Origin of the sequence: Dyadobacter sp., from assembly GCF_051859145.1 — a bacterium.
GTDB lineage: Bacteria > Bacteroidota > Bacteroidia > Cytophagales > Spirosomataceae > Dyadobacter.
Genome location: NZ_JBHYGF010000157.1, coordinates 9458 through 29462 on the forward strand (window position 1 = coordinate 9458; position 20005 = coordinate 29462).

The 20005-nt window shown below is 46.6% G+C and carries 19 protein-coding genes and 1 pseudogene; 5 read left to right on the forward strand and 15 right to left on the reverse strand.

The window, feature by feature from the left end:
• The 5 genes from ACTIE6_RS10625 to ACTIE6_RS10645 form a co-directional block, all read right to left on the reverse strand.
• A partial coding sequence (locus ACTIE6_RS10625) for a carboxypeptidase-like regulatory domain-containing protein (protein ID WP_439556612.1) occupies nucleotides 1-1188 on the reverse strand: 1188 nt, incomplete at its 3' end.
• Between the two features lie 21 nt (nucleotides 1189-1209).
• Nucleotides 1210-2289 carry a FecR family protein gene (locus tag ACTIE6_RS10630; RefSeq protein WP_439556613.1) on the reverse strand — a complete coding sequence of 360 codons (1080 nt, stop codon included), beginning with the start codon at nucleotides 2287-2289 and terminating at the stop codon, nucleotides 1210-1212.
• A gap of 90 nt (nucleotides 2290-2379) precedes the next feature.
• Nucleotides 2380-2979: an RNA polymerase sigma factor gene (locus ACTIE6_RS10635; protein ID WP_439556614.1), complete on the reverse strand. Its 600-nt coding sequence runs from the start codon at nucleotides 2977-2979 to the stop codon at nucleotides 2380-2382.
• A gap of 159 nt (nucleotides 2980-3138) precedes the next feature.
• Nucleotides 3139-4221 carry an L-rhamnose/proton symporter RhaT gene (gene rhaT / locus ACTIE6_RS10640; RefSeq protein WP_439556615.1) on the reverse strand — a complete coding sequence of 361 codons (1083 nt, stop codon included), beginning with the start codon at nucleotides 4219-4221 and terminating at the stop codon, nucleotides 3139-3141.
• A gap of 41 nt (nucleotides 4222-4262) precedes the next feature.
• Nucleotides 4263-6506, reverse strand: coding sequence for a T9SS type A sorting domain-containing protein (locus ACTIE6_RS10645; RefSeq protein ID WP_439556616.1), 2244 nt, complete (start codon nucleotides 6504-6506; stop codon nucleotides 4263-4265).
• Nucleotides 6507-6611: 105 nt separating this feature from the next.
• Here ACTIE6_RS10645 and ACTIE6_RS10650 point away from each other — a divergent pair, with 105 nt between their 5' ends.
• The 3 genes from ACTIE6_RS10650 to ACTIE6_RS10660 all read left to right on the forward strand — a co-directional run bounded on the left by ACTIE6_RS10650 (nucleotide 6612) and on the right by ACTIE6_RS10660 (nucleotide 9399).
• Nucleotides 6612-7916, forward strand: a complete 1305-nt coding sequence (locus tag ACTIE6_RS10650; RefSeq protein ID WP_439556617.1) for a UDP-N-acetylmuramoyl-tripeptide--D-alanyl-D-alanine ligase — start codon at nucleotides 6612-6614, stop codon at nucleotides 7914-7916.
• A gap of 217 nt (nucleotides 7917-8133) precedes the next feature.
• Entirely contained in the window at nucleotides 8134-8685 is a 552-nt protein-coding gene (locus tag ACTIE6_RS10655) for a peroxiredoxin (protein ID WP_439556618.1), read from the forward strand.
• A 123-nt stretch (nucleotides 8686-8808) separates the two neighbouring features.
• Nucleotides 8809-9399, forward strand: coding sequence for a carboxymuconolactone decarboxylase family protein (locus tag ACTIE6_RS10660; protein WP_439556619.1), 591 nt, complete (start codon nucleotides 8809-8811; stop codon nucleotides 9397-9399).
• Nucleotides 9400-9824: 425 nt separating this feature from the next.
• On the opposite strand, the gene ACTIE6_RS10665 is transcribed toward ACTIE6_RS10660, so the two are convergent.
• From ACTIE6_RS10665 to ACTIE6_RS10700, 8 genes are all read right to left on the reverse strand, one after another.
• Nucleotides 9825-10583, reverse strand: a complete 759-nt coding sequence (locus tag ACTIE6_RS10665) for a carboxypeptidase-like regulatory domain-containing protein (protein WP_439556620.1) — start codon at nucleotides 10581-10583, stop codon at nucleotides 9825-9827.
• 7 nt (nucleotides 10584-10590) lie between these two features.
• Nucleotides 10591-11415 carry a TapB family protein gene (locus ACTIE6_RS10670; protein ID WP_439556621.1) on the reverse strand — a complete coding sequence of 275 codons (825 nt, stop codon included), beginning with the start codon at nucleotides 11413-11415 and terminating at the stop codon, nucleotides 10591-10593.
• Between the two features lie 46 nt (nucleotides 11416-11461).
• Nucleotides 11462-11941, reverse strand: a complete 480-nt coding sequence (locus ACTIE6_RS10675; RefSeq protein WP_439556622.1) for a hypothetical protein — start codon at nucleotides 11939-11941, stop codon at nucleotides 11462-11464.
• Nucleotides 11928-12248: a hypothetical protein gene (locus ACTIE6_RS10680; RefSeq protein ID WP_439556623.1), complete on the reverse strand. Its 321-nt coding sequence runs from the start codon at nucleotides 12246-12248 to the stop codon at nucleotides 11928-11930. The genes ACTIE6_RS10675 and ACTIE6_RS10680 overlap by 14 nt, the downstream gene beginning before the upstream one ends.
• Complete coding sequence (locus ACTIE6_RS10685) at nucleotides 12229-12993, reverse strand: hypothetical protein (RefSeq protein ID WP_439556624.1); 765 nt, start codon at nucleotides 12991-12993, stop codon at nucleotides 12229-12231. Before ACTIE6_RS10685 ends, ACTIE6_RS10680 begins: the two co-directional genes overlap by 20 nt.
• Before the next feature lie 4 nt (nucleotides 12994-12997).
• Nucleotides 12998-14464 carry a PKD domain-containing protein gene (locus ACTIE6_RS10690; protein WP_439556625.1) on the reverse strand — a complete coding sequence of 489 codons (1467 nt, stop codon included), beginning with the start codon at nucleotides 14462-14464 and terminating at the stop codon, nucleotides 12998-13000.
• 244 nt (nucleotides 14465-14708) lie between these two features.
• A complete protein-coding gene (locus ACTIE6_RS10695) occupies nucleotides 14709-15431 on the reverse strand; it encodes a LytR/AlgR family response regulator transcription factor (RefSeq protein ID WP_439556626.1) in 723 nt (240 codons plus the stop codon).
• A gap of 5 nt (nucleotides 15432-15436) precedes the next feature.
• Nucleotides 15437-16534, reverse strand: coding sequence for a sensor histidine kinase (locus tag ACTIE6_RS10700; protein WP_439556627.1), 1098 nt, complete (start codon nucleotides 16532-16534; stop codon nucleotides 15437-15439).
• A 300-nt stretch (nucleotides 16535-16834) separates the two neighbouring features.
• On the opposite strand from ACTIE6_RS10700, the gene ahcY reads away from it, so the two are divergent.
• The gene (gene ahcY / locus ACTIE6_RS10705; RefSeq protein ID WP_439556628.1) at nucleotides 16835-18151 is read left to right on the forward strand and encodes an adenosylhomocysteinase; all 1317 of its coding nucleotides are present in this window, start codon (nucleotides 16835-16837) and stop codon (nucleotides 18149-18151) included.
• A gap of 98 nt (nucleotides 18152-18249) precedes the next feature.
• Here the strand turns inward: ahcY and ACTIE6_RS10710 are convergent, their stop codons facing one another.
• On the reverse strand, nucleotides 18250-18483 hold the full coding sequence (locus ACTIE6_RS10710; RefSeq protein ID WP_439556629.1) for a hypothetical protein: 234 nt from the start codon (nucleotides 18481-18483) through the stop codon (nucleotides 18250-18252).
• Between the two features lie 451 nt (nucleotides 18484-18934).
• Between ACTIE6_RS10710 and ACTIE6_RS10715 the strand changes: the two genes are divergently transcribed.
• Entirely contained in the window at nucleotides 18935-19615 is a 681-nt protein-coding gene (locus ACTIE6_RS10715) for a hypothetical protein (RefSeq protein ID WP_439556630.1), read from the forward strand.
• Between the two features lie 19 nt (nucleotides 19616-19634).
• Here ACTIE6_RS10715 and ACTIE6_RS10720 read toward each other — a convergent pair.
• A pseudogene (locus ACTIE6_RS10720) lies at nucleotides 19635-20005 on the reverse strand (mechanosensitive ion channel family protein); the annotation flags it as partial.

Genomic DNA, 20005 nt, shown 5'->3' on the forward strand with positions numbered 1-20005 from the left:
GGTAAAAGGCAGGGGCGTGATGCCGTCGTTCCTGGAAGCTTCATTCCGCAGCGCCATATATTCCAGCGAATGCAGGCGCTCGGGCTCGCGCGTGAATGATGAAAAGCTTTGCTCGGTATTGATCGTGAGCTCGGTTTTGCCGGCAGAGCCCCGTTTTGTAGTAATCAGGATAACCCCGTTAGCGCCACGCACCCCGAAAACCGCCGTAGCTGACGCATCTTTCAGAATGGAAACCGAGGCTACTTCATTGGCGTCGAGTGTACGGATGTTGTCCCGCGGCACACCGTCGATCAGGATCAGCGGGCTTTTTCCATTGGTGGTTGCCGCGCCGCGAAGGTACATCGTAGCATCATCGCGTCCCGGCTGGCCCCCACCCGATTGAATGGAGGTCAGGCCCGGTAAGCGCCCCGACAAGGAATTGGCCAAGCTTGCTGATGAACTTTGCTGTAATATCTCCGAACTCACAGACGATACTGCGCCTGTAACCGACACTTTCTTTTGCTCTCCAAAACCGACAATTACCACTTCCTCCAATGCTTTCTCATCCACTTTGAGCGTCACATCCAGGTTAGTAACCGCACCCAATGGAATTTCCTGACTGATATAACCTACAAAACTGAATATCAGCACGGCATTATCTTCCGGCACGAGGATCTGGTACTTACCGTCGATGTTGGTGGAAGTACCCTGTGTAGTACCTTTCACAACCACACTTACACCGGGGATACCTGCGCCTTTTTCGTCAATCACAGTACCGGTTACGTCCCGGTCGGCTGCGGGTGTGTTCTCCTGCATTTCCATTCGCTGTTCCGAGGTCTTCTTTTCAGCAGCTCTTTTCAGCAGAATGGTGCGTTTTGAAACTTTGTATTCAATTCCCAAAGGCACAAGTAAATTTTCGAGTACCGAATCGAGCCGCTGGTTTTCCCCTTCAAAACTTACCTTCCGTTCCGCACCGATCATTTCGGCACTGTACACAAAGCGGACTTTCGTTTGTCCCTCGATTTTTTCGAGTACCTGCGCCACATCCATATTGCTAACTGTTATGGATATACGCTGACTTAAAATCTCCTGTGCCCGCAGATTATCCGCCGTGGCAATCTCCATAAATAGCAACAGGAGCAGACACTGGGCAACGGTGAATTTCATGATCGGGAAAATGATCATACTGAAATGAAGAAGTCTTCTCATAAGTAGTTTAGGTTAGACAGTTTAGTCGCATCCATTGGAAGTGACCGTAATTACTCCGTTACTGAGCTCATACTTTGCATTTACCACGGAGCATATCATTTCCATTTTCTCTGATACAGGCTCATCGCCCAGCTTCGCGGTAATTGTGCAGCGGGAAATTGCCTCTGCATCAAAGCGGATCATGATCCCATAGGTTTCTTCCATCCTGGTAAACACCTCTGTGAGCGGGGTGCGCTTGAATTCGAAATCCTGCTTTTCAACAGGTAAGTCAAGCAAAACGGGCTTTTCGACCAGCTCAGCAGTCATTAATTTATTCTTTTGGTTGAAGGTTACCTGCTCGTTTGGTTTAAGTACCAACTTCCGGGGTTGGGGATTATCGGCTCCTTCATTTTCCAAAGCCGATACTTCCACAATGCCTGTTTTAACCACCAGCTTCACTTCATCGTCGCCCTCATTGGCGCGGATACTGAAACTGGTGCCTTTCACTTTTGTTACCATCGAGCCTGCAAAAACGAAGAAAGGCTGCGCCGGATTTTTGACCACTTCAAAAAACGCCTCGCCTGCCATGCTCACTTCCCTTTTGCTCTTTTCAAAATACTCGGGATAGGTAATGCGTGCATTGGGTTTCAGGATCACCGAGCTACCGTCGGGTAGTGTTACAAGCCGGATGTTGCCGGTGTGGTTTGTCACCTGCATACTCCTGGCCTTTTTCGGCTGCTGCACTGCTGCAAGGCTGAATTCGAGGTCTTTCAAAGCGCCGGGTTTCCGGTACAGGCTGAGGCCGATCCCAAAAGCAAGGATCAAAATGGCGGCGACTTTGAGCCAGTTGCCTTTCCACCAGAGAAATGGCTGCGGATTGTCGGCCGGAATAGCATCCAGGATTTCGGTTACGCGGGACCTTACTTCTTTTTCCGAAATAATATCCAGCTCGCCACGCACCGAAAGAAGGATTTCCCTGGCTTGCTCCATGGCGGGAACCTGCGCTGCATTGTTCTGCATGCAACTCCGAAAGAACAGGTCGGATTCGCCGTGGTAAACCCACCGCCTGAATTGCAGGTCCTCTACCCAGTCCTTGACTTCGAAGTCTTTATAGCTATTCATGGATTTCTTGGAAAATTATTTGCTTTAATACGATGAGTATCATCTCAGCAAATAGTACCCATGAACTTTCAAATATTTTTTAGGAGTTTATCAATACCAGTTGATGTCAGACAGAATAGCCAGGAAAACGGCTGCGTGGTGCCAGTATTCACGTAATTTCTGAATACCATATTGCAGGTAATTGGCCACAGCCTGGCGTTGCAGGCCCATTATTTCGGCAATTTCTTCGTAGGAGAGGTTCTCGTAATATTTCAGGTACAATGCCTCGCGCTGCCTTTTCGGGAGGGAGTCGATTGCCTGCCGGAGCCGGGTGCTGGTAAGGTGGTCGGTTTCGTTGATAATCCAGTCGGATTCCGGTGAAATGTCGTCAAAAGGTTCATTCAAGCCGATTTCCGAAAAAACAGATTGCCGCCTGCATCTCCGCACCAGGTTATTTCGGAGTGATTGAAAAAGGTAAGGTTTGATCGCGGCAATCTCCGAGAGCGACTCCCGTTTTTCCCAAACAGAAAGAAAAAGGTCTTGCAAACAATCCTTGATCATATCACGATCTGCTGTAAAGCGGGTGCCGTAGTGGAATAACGGAGCATAGTTCAGCTCTGTTATTTCACCAAATGCACTTTTATCACCAGCACAGAATTGCTGCCAACGTGTGACCAGGTAGGCTTCGGGTAAAATTTCTGAATGCTTCACGGGAACCAGGGACAAAACTCATTGATAAACATTCCACTTCAATACATCCAACTAAATCTTGTAATCAGTATGTAAATATCAATGTTGATGTAACCTTAACTATCCTGCGCTATCATGCTTTTATTTAAATATTTCTCCGATTTGGTCAATAATTTAAAACTATTCCCGTAAGTAGTTTCCATAGCCTACTACCAGCACTGAAAGTACTATGACAAGAATACCGGTGATCACCGTTGTGATGGTTTTCTTGCTCACACCTTTCCATTCCCTTAAAACAAGCCCCCAGGTGTTTGCAATGAGGATAATGAACGCCATGTGCAGGATCCACGAGCTCGGTCCGTTGCCCAGCTTGCTCTCGCCCATTCCGTAAAAGAAGAATTGCATAAACCAGGTGGTACCCGCCAGCGCGGAGAAAATGTAGTTTCTAAGCAGCGGCGTAGATGAATTGGTATAGTCGCCGAAAGTTTTGTTGCGGGCATTCAGGAACATACACCAGATGAAGTTGGTCGTAAGTCCACCCCAGAGAATCACGATGTAAGTCACATTGTTTTGGAACAAAAACTCACCCTCTCCCGGGTTGGCGGCTTTCCAGATGTTGTTGGCTTCTTCCGCCATTACTTTGCCCGCGTCAATCCCGAAGGCAAAGCAGGCACTCAGTACCCCGGAAATAATGGAAACTGTCAACCCTAACCCAATTTTAAACTCCGATTTATCGTCGGGCACAAAGCCGCTTCTGGTGAGGTCTTTGTCTTTCATGCTGCCGGCTTTTCCGCAGATGATAATCCCGATAATGGAGATCAGCAAGCCGAGTAAAACCATTTGCCCCCAGGTGTTTGTAAAAAGGTCTGAAATGCTGTCTTTCCCGGGTTTTGGTTCAAACTGGTAGTAAATGGAAGGTATTAATGCGCCGAAAACGGAAGTAAGTCCCAGGATAATGGAGCTGCCGAGCGAGACGCCGAGGTAACGTACACCCAGGCCGTAGGTAAGCCCCCCTATTCCCCAGAGCAACCCAAAAATGTAGGTAATCAGCAGGGTACCGCTGTCGGTATGTGAGATGATTTCGGAAAAGCCGGGAATGGTCAGGTAAGCTGCGATAGGCGGGACGATCATCCAGGAAAACAACCCGCCGACGATCCAGTAGGATTCCCACGCCCAGCCTTTGACCTGCTTATAAGGAATATAGAAACTGCCGGAAGCAAAACCACCGATAAAGTGGAAGATAACGCCAAGAAGAGCTTGCATGAGTTTAGGATTTTATCATGTAAGAGCCGCCTGGTGGGTATCTACTCTACAACTACCTTTTTTACCAGCCGCCTTCCACCGCTCTTCCATTCAACCAGATACAAGCCGGAAGGCCAGTTTTCAGTGGAAATTGTCCGCTCCACATTTGCATTGACGCGCTGGTTTTGAAGGATCCTGCGGCCGCCCGCAGTGAGTATATCGAAAGTTCCGGTTTGCGGGGATGTGATTTTCAAAAAGCCCGTGGCAGGATTTGGGAAAATGCTTACTGAACCAATTTCCGGCTCCGTACCTGTAATTGAAACTGGCAAAACGTTGGTCAGCAAACGGATACCGCCTGCATTGGTGCCAATTGCCAGGTCAGGCTTGCGGTCGCCGTTCAGATCGGCGGCTGTAACGGACAGGTAGTTTCCGAAAACAGGTGTGCCTGCTTTTCCATTTACGTCCACCAGCAGGCTCTCGCGCGCTGTCCACTTACCGAAATCGGCACCGTGGAAAATCCGGAGATTGCCGGTATGATCGACCGTGGCAAGGTCTGCGCGGCCGTCGAGATCGAAATCTGCAACCGCGAGCTGCGGCGAGCGGCCTGCAAAATTGACTCCTACCCCGGCCAGCGCGTCGGTTTCAAGCTTGAATGCAAATTGCCTGTTGGCACCTGTGTTGCTGTAATGGTAAATGTTCCCCTGGCCTCTTCCTACCAACAAGTCCAGGTTACCGTCGCCGTCGGTATCATAGAAATGCGGCGAGTCGCTGCTGATCAATTCGGCAGGTAATGCGATCGTAACTGCCTCGGCGACATTCAGCTGGGCTGCCGCCCCGACCGCCGCTTTGTTCGGGATATACCTGTATTCCAGTTTGAGATTACTAAGAGAAACGCCGGAAAATCCAAGATCGGCGACACCGTCGCCATTGAAATCGGCCCACTGTGGTTTGAGGTTGAAAAGTCCGAGCGAAGCGGGTAAGTTCAGGTAATTTTCGGAAGTTATATCAAACTTCGGTGCAGCCGCGGTACCCGTATTGGTGAGCAGCCAGAATCCGCCGCGAAATCCATTGGTACCAGGGACTCCGCCTGTCCCCACAAGCATATCCAGGTCCCCATCGCCGTCGATATCGAAGAATGCGGGCACTGCATTTTCACCCACGTCCAGCATTTGACTTTGCAAGAAGTTCTTTTGAACTAACTGGAAATTAGGCTTTGAAGCTGTACCTGTATTGTGATAAAACCAGCCTGAGGATTTGAAATCGGTCGAATTCAGGTCGTTTGATGGTACGTTTGGGGCAATCAGCAGGTCAGGTACTCCGTCGAAGTCCACGTCTTCATAAAATGCTGCCGGGAAGATGTGCAGCAGTACCGGGTCTTTTGTAGGATAAATGTTGGAGTAACTTGTAAAATCAGCAATCAGGCCCGCGGCTGAGTTGGTCAGCAGCGAAATGTGCTCATTGCTCACATGCCCCACCAGCAGGTCTTTTTTTCCATCCCCATTCAAATCCTGCAAAAGAATGGAGTTACCTGCATGCATTTCGCGACCGCCGGGATTTGTGACCACACCGCAATCCACATCAAAAACAAAATCTTCGCCTTCCCCTTTGCGAAAATTGCCCCAGCAATCTCCATTACGCTGGAAAACAGGGTTACCTGCATTCCCCAGACTGTCCGGAACCCCGAACTTCTCGACGCTCAGGTTCTGGTGCAGTTCAATGTAACTTCCTGAAAAATCGAATGTAAGCAGGTCCAGGTCGCCGTCGCCGTCGATATCCGTAATCCCCGGAATGTCGGTCCCGGAAACCTGTAAGTTGATATTTCCTGAAAAACCTTTGGTAAAAATAACCGGCTGCATCAGTTTCCAGCTCCACGAACCAGCCGTTTTTATTTGCTGATATACACTGATCCCCAGCGAGGTACTTGCAAAAAGATCTTTATTTCCGTCGCCATTATAATCAGCGAGTATCATCCAGTTGTCTGCCTGTGGGAAAAGTGTTTCGTAATAAGGCGCGTGAATGAATGCTTTTTTGGAAGAATTAACGGGATCGGTCGCGGCTATGAACGTAGTTACCTTGCTGTTGGTGCGGTCAAATACGAGGAGATCTTCTTCGGAATCGTTGTTCAAATGCATTTTCAGAAATTGCGACGCATTCAGTCCGCCCGCCCAGGGATTGAGCAGCCTCGTACCTTTTGAAGTTACGCTGGTAACAGTATCGGTTTTAAACCAAACCTGCTGTGAAAACGCGGCGGGCGCTAGCAAAAAAGAAAGGATCAGAAGATATAAGGAGGTATAAATGGTTCGCATCGTTGAGGAATAATCTATTAGTTTTGCAGGTATCTCGGCTGACGTTTCCGCGCTTCAAACCTAACGAAATAAGGCCTGATAACTTTATAACGAACAGCTATTTCCATGTTTACTTCCACCGAGACTATTTATCAGCACTTTAAAAAAGGCGCCTCCATTTGTACTGACACGCGCAAGATCACGAATGGTTGTATATTCTTCGCTTTGAAGGGAGATAAGTTCGACGGTAACCAGTATGCGGCGGAGGCTTTGCAGAAAGGTGCTGCATTCGCAGTGGTAGACGATGAAAATGTTGCTGCTGACCCGTGTTTTCTGTTAGTTGAAAATGTACTGGCTGCCTTGCAGGACCTGGCGCGGCACCACCGCAAAACTTTCACATTCCCCGTGATTGCACTCACAGGTTCCAATGGAAAAACAACGACCAAAGAGCTGATCGCTAAAGTGCTTTCGATGAAATTCAACACTTATGCGACTGTTGGTAACCTGAACAACCACATTGGCGTGCCGCTCACGATACTCTCCATTGATCCGGCCAAACAGGAAATGGCGGTAATTGAAATGGGCGCGAATCACCAGGAGGAAATTGCATTACTCTGCTCCATTGCGCAGCCTACCCACGGACTGATTACCAACATCGGAAAGGCGCATTTGGAAGGTTTCGGTGGACCCGAAGGTGTGAAAAAAGGGAAAGGCGAGCTGTTTGATTTCCTTTCCAAAAAGAAGGGTACCGTTTTCGTGAACTCGACCATTGACGTGATCATGGAAATGGTGAGCAAGCGGCGCGCATTTGGCGAGATCGTGTTTTACTGTTCAGAAAACAGCCCGGTTAATCCAAAGCTGATTTCTGAAAATCCGATGGTCGTTTTTGAATCAGGCGGCAAGACGATCACGACGCATTTACCCGGACAATACAATTTTGACAATATCTGTGCTGCGCTGGCTGTGGGCAAGCATTTCGGTGTGGCCGATGCCGATGCACTGGAAGCAGTTTCTACTTACGAGCCTGATAACAATCGGTCGCAGTTTGTCAAAAAAGGATCAAATACGGTGATTATGGATGCTTACAATGCAAATCCGTCATCGATGGCAGCAGCTATTGCCAACTTCGCCAGACTGGAAGCCCCACGTAAAATGCTGATTTTGGGAGATATGTTTGAGCTGGGCGATGCTGCGGCCGAAGAGCACCTTGCATTGGGCAAGCAGATTGCGGCCGAAAAGTTTGATATCGTGATCCTGGCAGGCGCATTAATGCAGCACGCGCTGCCTGCATTGCCCAAAGCTTACTACTTTCCTGACAAATTTTCACTGCATAACTGGGTCATGGACAACCCGCAGGAAAATACATACATTCTGATCAAAGGATCAAGGGGAATGTCGCTGGAAACCGTGCTGAATTTGCTGCCCGGCTAAGAGACAGATTAAAGTAAATGTTGGCATAATCCTATTGCGCCTATCAATGTAGTTATTGATAAAAATGATAACATCTACTTTTATATAAACAAAATCAAATTCATTTATTTAAAACAACTCTTTCCTCCCATAGTACCAGGATCAACCTTGTCTAAGGATACACGCAGTTATAAATTTGTGTCACAAAAAAATACAACTTATCAACTACCGAGCAATCATGGCAAATAGACTGTTATCAGTGGGATCACAATTCCCTGAATTCAAAAAAACATCAGTAGTATCATTGGAAAAAGGAAACGAATTCTATGATATTACCTCAGAAGACCACAAAAACTCTGAGAAATGGATGGTCATGTTCTGGTGGCCAAAAGACTTTACATTCGTTTGCCCAACAGAAATCGCCGAATTCGGCAAGCACGTAGGCGACTTCGCTGACCGTGATACGATCCTGATCGGTGCTTCTACAGACAGCGAATACGTTCACCTTGCATGGAGAAAAAACCACGACGACCTGCGCGACCTGCAATTCCCAATGCTGGCTGACACTTCAAAATCTTTGGCAGAAGAGCTGGGTATCTTGGAAGAAAACGAGAAAATCGCTTACCGTGTGACTTACATCGTTGATCCACAAGGGATTATTCGCTGGGTAAGTGTTAACGATCTTTCAGTTGGCCGTAATGTAGGCGAAGTAATCCGCGTTTTGGATGCTTTGCAAACTGACGAGCTTTGCCCATGCAACTGGCAAAAAGGCGAAGCTACTCTGGCTTAATTTAAGTTTATGAGTTTATAAGTTCATGAGTTTATGAGTTGTCGTAATGTGCACTCATAAACTCATAAACCTTCAACTCATAAACTCACAGACTATCACCACTCTTCACTCAAACTTCCCCACATGTATCCATTTGCAGCAACAGGTAACACGAAAGATTCCCTGTATAAAGAAGTCAATCTGCCCGCAGATTTTGACAGTGTGCTGATCAATAAACTGGCAGCACTCGACCACCGCTATTTGAAAGATCTGAAAGTGAATGTGAGCAATGTATTGAAATCAAATACATTGAACCGCAAAGAGGCACTTCTGATCGCTTTGTCAGTAGCAGTGAATGAAAAAAATACCCCATTGATTTCCGCTTTGGAAGAGCTTTTGAAAACGGAAGGCGCTGAGGACAAAGAAATTGCAGAGGTAACTGCCTGCGTTTCCCTGATGAATGCAAACAATGTATTCTACCGTTTCAGGCATTTCATGCACAAGGAGTTCTATGATAATGCACCTGCAGGTATCAAAATGAGCATTATGGTGAATCCTGTGCTTGGCAAAGAGTTTTTTGAATTGCTGAGTCTGGTGGTATCGGCTCTGAATGGTTGCGAAATGTGCGTTACATCCCACGAACAATCGGTACTGAACCACGGCGGCACCCAGGCGCGTATATTCGATGCAGTTAGGGTGGGAGCGATTTTCAAAAGCTTCGCTGTGTTGGTATAATTCATTTCATTGAAGTGTGATATATTGTACTCCATTGGAAGTGTGATATTCAATAAATGAATAAATCCACCAATTGCGAGATACATCAATCCAATGGATGTGATATTTGATCAATCAATCCATAGAGTGCGATATACAATCAATCCATTGAATTTGACATTCAATCAATCCATAGAGTGTGATATACAATAAATCCACTGAATGTGACAATCAATCCATTGAATTTGTCCTTCAATCAATCCATTGAGTGCGATCCGTCGACTGAAGTCGACGGGAATGGATTCTAAAGTTTATGGGCCTCCGGCCCTAAGAAAATCTATTGCCCCGGGCTTCAGCCCGGGGATTTTAAGATAGTGTTTGTGGAATTGAATTTTTTGAAATTGATATTTTACAAATTATCTTTAATCTTATTCAATCATTAATTTCTATTCCGTGTAACTGATAATCGAAATATTCTTTCCCCAGATATTTTCTGGTTCGAAGTCGATTGTCAGTTCTGTTTCATAATTATCTTCTGAAAAGTGCTTTCTGAGTTTTAGCGGCATTTTTCCTGATTCTCCATTATAATAGGCGGTCATTTTATATCTGCCTAGGGGAACATCCACGAGCCGGCCGTATTCTTTGGAAAATGGTGCTCCGTGCTTTAATTTCAATGTTTTCCCCTTCGATCCGTCGATCAGGGTTCCAACCGGGGATAAGGTGAATTCGATGTTTTCCGAATCGTATATTTCGCTGTTCACTGATTTATTTACTTCAATGGACGCGCCGTAATATCCTTCTCCCTCTGGTCGCCGGCCGGTTAATTTCCAGGTAAAATTGCGAACTGCGCCGTCGATACTGAATTCTTCGTACACATCAGGATCAAGATCGAGCTCGTACACTTCGCCATTATACTCTTTCTTGATCTGCGCAGATGCCATGAAAGTACCAACCTTGGGCAGCTGGATTTTGTAGTTGCCTTTTTCGTCAGATCTGCCCAGTGCGTACGAATTGTATAGCATTGTATTATCTACAACAATCTCCACTCCTTTCAGCGGGCTTCCGTCGGTTCCGGTAACTTTCCCAACTGCATATCCCTCCTCCAACTTACCCCCGTCAGGAGAAGGATTATTGTCCGTTTTACAGGCATTGAAAAGCAGGATCATACCCGCCAGGCAATGCATCCAAATCAGTTTTGTTCGCATAGCAGCTCTATTTTTCAATTTTCTGCAACTCTGTTTTAGTCACGTCCGTGCCCGAAAATTCTTCTGATTTGACAATCCCGATCCCCGGTGCTGTCCACAGGTGCACGGTATAAACAACTGCCGATTCCTCTGACGGAAATGCCGCCGATGTCAGCTTCGTTTCTAGGTCGTAGGAATATTCCCATTTGGTGCAGTTGAATGTACCCGCCGGCGTCGTAACTGATTCTTCTTTCACAGCTTTGCCTTCGTGGTAAGTTACCAGACATTCAATTTCGGCTGAAATGGGATCTCCGTCTTCGATAGGAATTTCCAGCTCCATATATTGCCTCACAGGCGCGCTGCTGAAAGTTACCTTACTGCCGACAGTTGCCTTATTCTCAAAAATCTGCCGCTGCGGAAGTCCAGACAGTTCCGAACTTTTGATGATCGCAAATTCTCCGATGTACTCTACAATCGCATTCAGGCCGGCGGCAGTGGAAATTTCATTGGTCGTTTTTCCGTCTTTGCTGAATGCGTTGTACTTCAAAGTGAGGCTGCCGGCTTCTTCATACTGGATCTTATTTTCAATATCATAAACAGCTATCCCGGCCGAGTCCCGCACAGCAAGTACTTTGGTAACTGCACTGGATTCGGTACCGTCGCTTTCCTGGATCTTGTAAACAAAACGCTGGTCTTTCGCCGGAATAATGGCTTTTTCATCTTTGCTGATCACGTCAGGAATTACCCCGGGCTCGGTTTCCTTGCAGGCAACAAGTGACATTCCCGCAAAAAGCACCGCAAGCAAAGTTTTCCGACAATGCAGGTTTGTCGGGTAAGAAATTCTGTTTTTCATGGCTATTAGGTTTAAAAATGTTTAACTGTAAAGATCCGCGTTGTACTCAGTTTGACTTGAAAGCAAGCTGAATAACCAGCAATGCAAAACCCGCAAGTGACAGGTATCCTCTGATAAAGATGAATTTCAACCACTCTGATCTTGCATTGGAATAGCCTCTTTCTGTATTCAGAAGATCACTGTTGATCAGCTCGTTGACAGGCTCGCTAAACCGGAGTATGAACACCATATCGGCTACCAGCAGGAGAAAGGCAAGCAATACCAATCCGTAAGACCAGAAACCCGCAGACTTATCGGTTAAAACAACCCAAAGCAGCATCACAGCCAGCGCGGCGAGGTACAGCATTTTGAACTTGCTCCGCACAGCCGGATCAACCACTTTGCGCAGCTCAATAAAATGCTCAGCAGGAATTTGATACAATGCTTTTCCAAACCCGAAATGGTAAAACGCACCCTGTGCAGCGATAAAGAAATACAATGCAAAACCCGCAAGGCGCACAATGGACACTATTTCAATTGACTTCATAAAGCTTTGGTAAAGATTGTGTGAGGGAGTCTTTTTCAAGTTCTTTTCGCAAGGCGCTGTTCAGTGCTTTTCTGACTGCCAATCTTCTTACATCCAGCTCCTTGTCTTCCTTTCTTTCAGAGACAAGATGGTTGCTTGTCGCATAAAAGCGGATTATTGTGGTTTTGCTTGCGGGATCAGTTTCAGTAACCCAGAATCCACGCTCCGCAACCGGCTGGCGGCGCGATTTACGCTGGACCGAAAAGCCGGATGAAATGCACAGTACCATCAGCAAAGCAGCCAGCAATTTAACTTTGGTGTTTTTCATGGCTGGCCAATGTTTTGATCATGAGCTGTCTGATCGTGTGACGATGGTCTGTTTTGCTTTTGGGGTTAACAGAACTGCTTTTTACAAGAAGGCGGATAGCGGCCAGATGTGAGCAAATGATTACAGGCACGATAATGCCCGGCAAAAACACGAATGGAAATTGCAGCAAAGTAATGTTCGGCTGGTGCACTGCGAGGCTCTCCGAAAGGAATGCGGCAGAGAAAATGAATTTGAACACGATACTGATCGTCAAACCCAACCCGAGCACGTTCCAACAAACCAGCATTTGCCACTTTATCTTCTCTCTCAGCACCCCGAAATAGTAGATTGCCGGCGCTGTCATTCCTGCGATAATGTCGAGATTTCCACCCTGGAACGTTAATTCGGCTGGTACTACCCGGCAAATGAACAGCCAGTACATGACCACTTCCGTAGGAGCGCGCACGACGTGGATCACGGTGAGCAAATGCAGATCCATCCGGTCCAGGAGTGCTTTCCCGGACCTGGCCAGAAAAAGCCAGGTCACCAGGATCACAGGTGGGACCACCATTATAAGTAACCGCGGGAATGTGGAATCGGTATGATGATAAAACCCCGAGGCGGAAACGCAGCTTTGCAACGCAATCCAGGAAAGTAGCAGGAGCCCAAATCTGCCACTGCTGCCCGCTGCCTGAAAAAACGTGAACACAGTGAGGAATGCAATCAGCCCGAAGATCAGGCTGATGCAGGGAGTAAGGTTGTCCATTGGGCTACTCTTTCAGCAATTTTCCCTCGGCATTGTCTGCAAATGTGTTTGCAGTTTCAATGTCTTCATTCACGCTAGCCTGGTAATTAACAAACACACCGTAACCGCCACTTCCTGAAATATGCGAATCCCTGATCTGCAAGCTCGAATTGCCTCCGTAGACTGCAATATTCGTTTTCTTGCCTGATACAAGTGCGGTACTGCCGCCGCCGGAGATATCGACGTTCTCCATAATGTTTTTAGTACTTGTCGAGAAGCAGATCATTCCCCGCCAGTAAGCCCGCGCGTTTTCGGCCGGCCTGATCACGATTTTATTGGTTTTGGTACCCACTACATTGAAGTACCCGTCGTCGATCGACAATCTTGCATTGCGTCCCATTTCAATGGTTACGCCCGGCATGATCTTCCAGTTTGCATCGGAGCCCATTCCTTCGAGGATGCGGTACGGCGTTTTGTCTTTGAAACCTGCCCAAACTACCTCAGTGGTCACATTCTTTTTGAGTGTTGAGGCAAAGATTTCAACTACATTTCGGCCGTTTCCGTTGGTAAAACTGGAATTATAATCCAGGCTGCTCACAATGTCAGCGCCTACTAAAACAGCGGCTTCCACATTGTTTTTAAATGTATTTTTCTCAAAACCTGTGATCGTTACAGCTTCATCCACATACAAACCGTAACCGCCATTATCCTCAAAAAGCGAATGCTTGATCGACAGGTTAGCCTTGTAAGTTCCGATCACTGCAAAACCTGCTTTAATCGTAGAAATGATCGGCTTGCCGCCAGCGTGAAGAATTTGTACGTACTCCATTTCATTCGCGCTGCTCGCCGATCTGAAAATAACGCCTGACCAATACCCTTTGCTAGCTTCCTTCCCGATCAAACGAATCGGTTTGGCAGAGTCGCCTTTTGCGATTAGGATACCGCCATTGTAGTTGACTTCCAGGCGGGTATCTCTTGCAAATGCGATTACTACGCCGGGTTTCAATGTAAGTTCCGCATTTACCTGGGTGTTGTTGTTGACAATGTAGTCGGGTATGTTCGGGTTGTCAATGCGGTTTTCGAGTACCGTTTTGGTTCTGATATCCCTTTCGAGTTCAATGGGCTGGATAATGGTAGCGGTGACCAGCACTTTGTCGGTGTTCTCTCCATTCTCATTGAAGATCGTCATATCGACTTCGTAATCACCGGGCAAATCGGGGGTAAAAGTTGCTTTTCCCTGCGAAGGTGTGGCCAGGGTTACTGTACTTCCCGCGGGCTTTTTGGCAACTGTCCAGCGGAACTGAAAAGGCTTGTTGTTGCTGTCCGTAGAACCGGTACCGTCGATCGTTACCTGCTCTCCTACTTTCACATTCTGGTCAGCGCCGGCGCGTGCGGTGAGCTGGGAAGGTGTGACGGTCTCTTCTTCATTACAACCTGATACAAGCAGCCCCAGAGAGAGGACTGCCAGAAGGATTCTTTTACTTTTTAACATGGCTATATGGCTTTTTACTAAAATTATGAGTGTGCCAATGCAAATGGCGCTGCAATTTTAAGCTGAAAAGCCGAGGAGAAATAAGGAGGAGAAGTTACTGTCGATCAACAACATTTTTTATCGACAAACGGCGCTGATAGCAATCCATTCCTTTTATTCTTGTCCCCGGACTGAAGTCCGGGGCAATGGATTTTCCATTGCAAAAGCAATCCATTGCCCCGGGCTTGAGCCCGGGGATAATTAATCAGAAGATCAGTTTGAATCTTTTTTGGCAGTCATTTCTGAAATTCCGGCCGATTGGGAGTTCTTTTCCATCGATCTCGATTTTGTGGGAATGGTAGCTTTCCACTTTTTCGACGGAAACTATAAATGAGCGGTGAATGCGGATAAAGCTGTCTTCGGGAAGCAGTTCTTCCAGCAGGCTGATCTTTTGTTTTGTGATCAGCACTTTGTCTTTCAGCACCACTTTAATGTAATCGCGCAGACTTTCGATCCAGTAAATGTCATTTACATTCACCTTCACCATTTTGCGATCCACTTTGAGGTAGAGGAAAATATCTTTATTGGCGGCTAAATTCTGTTGCGCAATGGAAACGGATTGGTTACTGATATTCAAACCCGTAAAAACCTTATCAATCGCACGCAGGAAACGTTCGAACGGGATTGGTTTGAGAAGATAATCAACTGCATTGAGGTCAAAACCTTCTACGGCATAATCCTGGTAAGCGGTTGTAAAAATGACTTTGGGCGGATTTTTGAGGCTCCGCAGCAGGTCGGTGCCTTTGAGGCCGGGCATTTTTACATCCAAAAACATCAGATCAACTTTCTGTTGCTGCAAAACCTGAAAAGCCTGGATCGCGTCCTGGCAGCGGGCTACTACTTCAATTTCCCCGAAATTCCCCAGATAGTTGTCCAGTACCTCGATGGCATGCGGCTCATCGTCGACCAGCATCGCTGTAATTTTCATGTTACTCAGATTTCCAGTCGTTTGTCGAGTTCAATTTCCAAAATCACCGCAAATACATCCTCCTCTTCCAGAATTTTGAGCTGGTGTGCAGAAGGATAGAGAATATCCAGCCGCTTCCGGACATTCGCGAGCCCGATGCTCACGTGGTGCTTCCCGGTTTCCCTCACAGCTGTTTCCGGCTTGCTGTTGCTGATTTTGAATTTGAGATTATTGTTTTTAATGCGCAAATCCATATTAATCCACGCCTGCCCCACCTGCTCACTGACTCCGTGTTTGAATGCGTTTTCAACCAGCGGCAAAATCAGCAGCGGCGCTATTTTAAAGCCGGGAGTAAGTCCGTTTATACTGAAATTGATATCCAGTCGCTCTTCGTAGCGGATCTTTTCAAGCTCGATATAACTCTCCACAATGCGGATATCCCTTTCCAGCTCCACAATGTCCGTGTTGGCTTCGTACAACATGTAACGCAAAATTTCCGCCAGCCCCATTACCACCGCCGGAGACTGAGGTGATTGGGTCAATGTCAGTGCGTAGAGGTTATTAAGGGTATTAAACAGAAAATGAGGGTGTAGCTGACCTTTCAAAAAGTTAAGCTCAGCCTCTATCACGGCCTGCCTTCTTTCAAACCACATCTTGAAAAATTTAATGGACAGGGCTATCCAGACAAAAATATTCGTTTGTTCAAATGCATTGATCAGGTACACCGGCCGCGATAGCTGCTCCCGGAAGCTCCCCTGCAATTTGACCCAAACAAATGCAGGATCCGTCTTCCGTACCGCCGCGTAAACGATCGGATCGGCAACCAGTATTTCAAGTAACCTGAATAAGAGTGTGGAAACAATAATGCACAGAATCAAATAGATCACAAACTCCACGTACCTTTTCCGATTAAAAAACCGCGGGATCAGAAAGTAGGCGATGCAGTAGAAATAGAAAATGTGGATCGGCATAAACATAGCCACCACGCCCAGAGCAAGCCCGTAGCCGGGCATTCCCGCACCATAGATAACCGTTAATATGATCAAAATGGTCAGCCAGAATGAAACATGAAGCAAGGTTCTCCTTCTGGCGATACCGGAAAGTATGGGGACATTCGCACGCATGAACAAATATAGCTATTTCAAAAGCCAAAGATCTGCGCAGCAAAGCTGGTAGACAGATGTATGGAAATTGTCGACGAACGGCATTTTGGGGAGGCAACCTTTTATTGCCAAGACAAAATATCTGCCACTACCGGAGATATAGCGCAGTGTGAGTGCCAAAGTGCGCCTAAGCCGCAGCTGAAAAGATAAAACGTCTGATTTACAATCACAAATCACAATTTGTATCTACATTTCTTCCCCTCCGTGGTTTTTCTACTTAGTTTTGTATTATAATCAAGATATAACTAAAACTGTAAAATAATGGCAACGTCGACCGACACGTACATTCCTTACAAGGTTAAAGACATCTCACTTGCTGAGTGGGGTCGTAAAGAAATTACATTGGCAGAAGCTGAAATGCCGGGTTTGATGGCGATCCGCGCAGAATACGGACCGTCACAACCATTGGCAGGTGCACGCGTGGCAGGCTGTCTGCACATGACGATCCAGACTGCGGTTTTGATCGAAACACTTACTGCTTTGGGTGCGGAAGTTACCTGGTCTTCCTGTAACATCTTCTCTACGCAGGACCACGCAGCGGCGGCTATCGCGGCAGCTGGTATCCCGGTTTACGCGTGGAAAGGAATGAACGAAGAAGAATTTAACTGGTGCATCGAGCAAACGTTGTTCTTCGGCGAAGATCGCAAGCCTTTGAACATGATCCTTGATGACGGCGGTGACCTTACCAATATGGTTTTCGACGAATATCCTGAACTGATCGCTGGTATCAAAGGACTTTCAGAAGAAACTACAACTGGCGTACTTCGTTTGTACGACCGCCTGAAAAACGGAACGCTTCATTTACCTGCAATCAATGTAAATGACTCAGTTACGAAATCTAAATTCGATAACAAATACGGTTGCCGCGAGTCTCTTGTAGATTCAATCCGTCGCGCAACTGACCTGATGCTTGCCGGTAAAGTCGCAGTTGTGGCTGGTTACGGTGACGTAGGTAAAGGTTCTGCGGAGTCACTTCGTGGCGCTGGCTGCCGTGTATTGGTAACTGAAATCGACCCGATTTGTGCGCTTCAAGCTGCAATGGACGGTTTTGAGGTGGTTACAATGGATGAAGCTGCAACCCGTGCGAACATTTTCGTTACAGCAACCGGAAACTACAAGATCATCACAGATCGTCACTTCCTTGCGATGCGTGACAAAGCGGTGGTTTGTAACATCGGTCACTTCGATAACGAAATCGATATGGCCTGGTTGAACGGCACATACGGCGCTTCAAAATCGCAGATCAAACCACAGGTTGATATCTACAATGTAGAAGGAAAAGATATCATCGTATTGGCAGAAGGCCGTTTGGTAAACCTGGGCTGTGCAATGGGTCACCCATCGTTTGTAATGTCGTGCTCATTCTCTAACCAGACTCTGGCTCAGATCGAACTTTGGACCAACACAGCTGCTTACGAGAAAAAAGTATACGTACTTCCAAAAGCACTGGACGAAAAAGTAGCTGCATTCCACCTTGCCCACGTAGGCGCGAAGCTGGAAAAGCTTTCAGACGAACAAGCTGCTTACATCGGCGTTTCCCTGGAAGGTCCATTCAAAGCGGAGACTTACAGGTATTAATATTAGTTAAGGTTCAGTTAAAGGCCCTCGCTGCATTTGTAGCGGGGGCTTTTTGTTTGTTTCGGGGGGAAATGTATCTGTTCTCCTGTTTCTAAAAATCACAACCGGCTACGTATCCCTCTTAACAGATCCAGGAAAATCTCTCCCCGATCCAATACATCGCGCGTCACTCTCGGGCCGGGGTTCCAATCCTTTGTCGGGTAAATGTAACGCAGCATCATATCGGTGAAAAGCTGCTCCATTTCGGCCAGGTCGTATTCGGCGTCGAGGAAATTTTGAATGAGTTCTTCGGAGGTGTAGCGGGGTTTGATGGTTTTTTCGATGTCTGACATGGTGTGTATACCGTTTTGCGTGGTGCGGGGCCAGTTAACGGTGCCGCGCTTTCCGTTGCTCAATCCTCAACATAAGGATAATGGTGCTATACGTCCATTACGGTAGCCACGACACCGTTAATAGGTATACGTAGTTCCGTATAGCACACTCCTGACCTCTTGACAGAGGTCGGGCAATAAGACTTATGTTGAGAATTTTGAGCGAGGCAAACGTAAGATGATTGTTTGAGGAAATCAAAAGGAATTTTCGAATGGTAGGGGAAAATGTGGGGGATAGTTCCATTTCGACTAAGACAGCGGGCACTTTGAATTTTGGCGTACCGAAGATCCATTTATTCCAACCGGTAGCTCATTAAATGCAGACGGAGAGAACGATTTACTGATATTCAACTAACCAGCAGCACCTGCTTCATTTCATAAATTTCATTATATCTGCAAACTCTCCAACTGCATGATCATTAAATTTACCCCGAAATATTTGTTCGCATTCATCTGCCTGGGTTCGATACTTGGTATCAGTCACGAGCTTGCGCACCATGTTGCTGGTTTTTTGATATGTGGGGAATGGGGATTTAAAACTTTCAACTCTTTCCAGCTTGCAGAAGGTTGTCTTAAAAGCCACCCGGTTCTGGCCTGGGTGGCTACCATAGTCGGACCTTTACTATTCAACTATACACCTATGTGGATCGGATATTTTATGCTGAAAAAGGAAAATAGCAGCGAAAAGCTTTTTGGTATCACATTGATATTCGCAACTATCCCGATTATGAGAATTTTCTTCAACTTAATGGGAGCAAATGATGAATCCGCTGTTATACGAGCATTTTTTGGCGACGATAAACTCATATTTTGGCTAATGAATCTATGTATTTGGCTGATCACATTTCCCCCTTTGATACTGGCTTATCAGTCAATTAGGAACGCGAACAGACTGGCGGATTTTTTGTTTTACCTACTCGCATTTCCTGTTTTCGTCTTCCTCTTTTTCGGCATAATAATGGAAGACCTGATCATCAAACATCACTTTTTAGCCGACACAATCTGGGGTATGCCTTACCTAGTGATCCTGCTCGAAATCCTGGTTTATATCGGCTACTATGCTTTCCGAAAACATCTGAGATTTCAAATGTAATAGGACAGAAATCAATTAGCTAAGAATGGATTCCACCAAAACCTTCTCTGCCCGGAACAGGCATCTCCCCACTCCTAACAGGCACCACCGCCGCAGGAAACCCAATCCCATTCTCATCAAAAACCTTTTTAACAGCCTTCATCGCAACACTCTTAGCGGGGCCTGGACCAATTTTGTTTTGATCTATCCAGATCAGGATTTCGAAATCGATGCTTTTTTCAGTGAATTTCGTGAAGTTGAGTTCTACGGGTTTTAGCTTGTTCAGGAATGGGAGCTGGTTGATTACCGAAAGTGCGAGGTTCTCTACAATTCCCAGATCGTCCTTGTAGCCGATGCTGCATTCGACTTGCACCCTTCTTTCTCCCGAAAATGTGAAATTGACAATTGGTT

Bases quoted from the DNA above. Each gene is read 5' to 3' on its own strand.
- ACTIE6_RS10630 (WP_439556613.1), bottom strand. From the start codon at position 2,289: ATGAATAGCTATAAAGACTTCGAAGTCAAGGACTGGGTAGAGGACCTG.
- rhaT (WP_439556615.1), bottom strand. From the start codon at position 4,221: ATGCAAGCTCTTCTTGGCGTTATCTTCCACTTTATCGGTGGTTTTGCT.
- ACTIE6_RS10645 (WP_439556616.1), bottom strand. From the start codon at position 6,506: ATGCGAACCATTTATACCTCCTTATATCTTCTGATCCTTTCTTTTTTG.
- ACTIE6_RS10650 (WP_439556617.1), top strand. From the start codon at position 6,612: ATGTTTACTTCCACCGAGACTATTTATCAGCACTTTAAAAAAGGCGCC.
- ACTIE6_RS10655 (WP_439556618.1), top strand. From the start codon at position 8,134: ATGGCAAATAGACTGTTATCAGTGGGATCACAATTCCCTGAATTCAAA.
- ACTIE6_RS10660 (WP_439556619.1), top strand. From the start codon at position 8,809: ATGTATCCATTTGCAGCAACAGGTAACACGAAAGATTCCCTGTATAAA.
- ACTIE6_RS10665 (WP_439556620.1), bottom strand. From the start codon at position 10,583: ATGCGAACAAAACTGATTTGGATGCATTGCCTGGCGGGTATGATCCTG.
- ACTIE6_RS10670 (WP_439556621.1), bottom strand. From the start codon at position 11,415: ATGAAAAACAGAATTTCTTACCCGACAAACCTGCATTGTCGGAAAACT.
- ACTIE6_RS10675 (WP_439556622.1), bottom strand. From the start codon at position 11,941: ATGAAGTCAATTGAAATAGTGTCCATTGTGCGCCTTGCGGGTTTTGCA.
- ACTIE6_RS10680 (WP_439556623.1), bottom strand. From the start codon at position 12,248: ATGAAAAACACCAAAGTTAAATTGCTGGCTGCTTTGCTGATGGTACTG.
- ACTIE6_RS10685 (WP_439556624.1), bottom strand. From the start codon at position 12,993: ATGGACAACCTTACTCCCTGCATCAGCCTGATCTTCGGGCTGATTGCA.
- ACTIE6_RS10690 (WP_439556625.1), bottom strand. From the start codon at position 14,464: ATGTTAAAAAGTAAAAGAATCCTTCTGGCAGTCCTCTCTCTGGGGCTG.
- ACTIE6_RS10695 (WP_439556626.1), bottom strand. From the start codon at position 15,431: ATGAAAATTACAGCGATGCTGGTCGACGATGAGCCGCATGCCATCGAG.
- ACTIE6_RS10700 (WP_439556627.1), bottom strand. From the start codon at position 16,534: ATGCGTGCGAATGTCCCCATACTTTCCGGTATCGCCAGAAGGAGAACC.
- ahcY (WP_439556628.1), top strand. From the start codon at position 16,835: ATGGCAACGTCGACCGACACGTACATTCCTTACAAGGTTAAAGACATC.
- ACTIE6_RS10710 (WP_439556629.1), bottom strand. From the start codon at position 18,483: ATGTCAGACATCGAAAAAACCATCAAACCCCGCTACACCTCCGAAGAA.
- ACTIE6_RS10715 (WP_439556630.1), top strand. From the start codon at position 18,935: ATGATCATTAAATTTACCCCGAAATATTTGTTCGCATTCATCTGCCTG.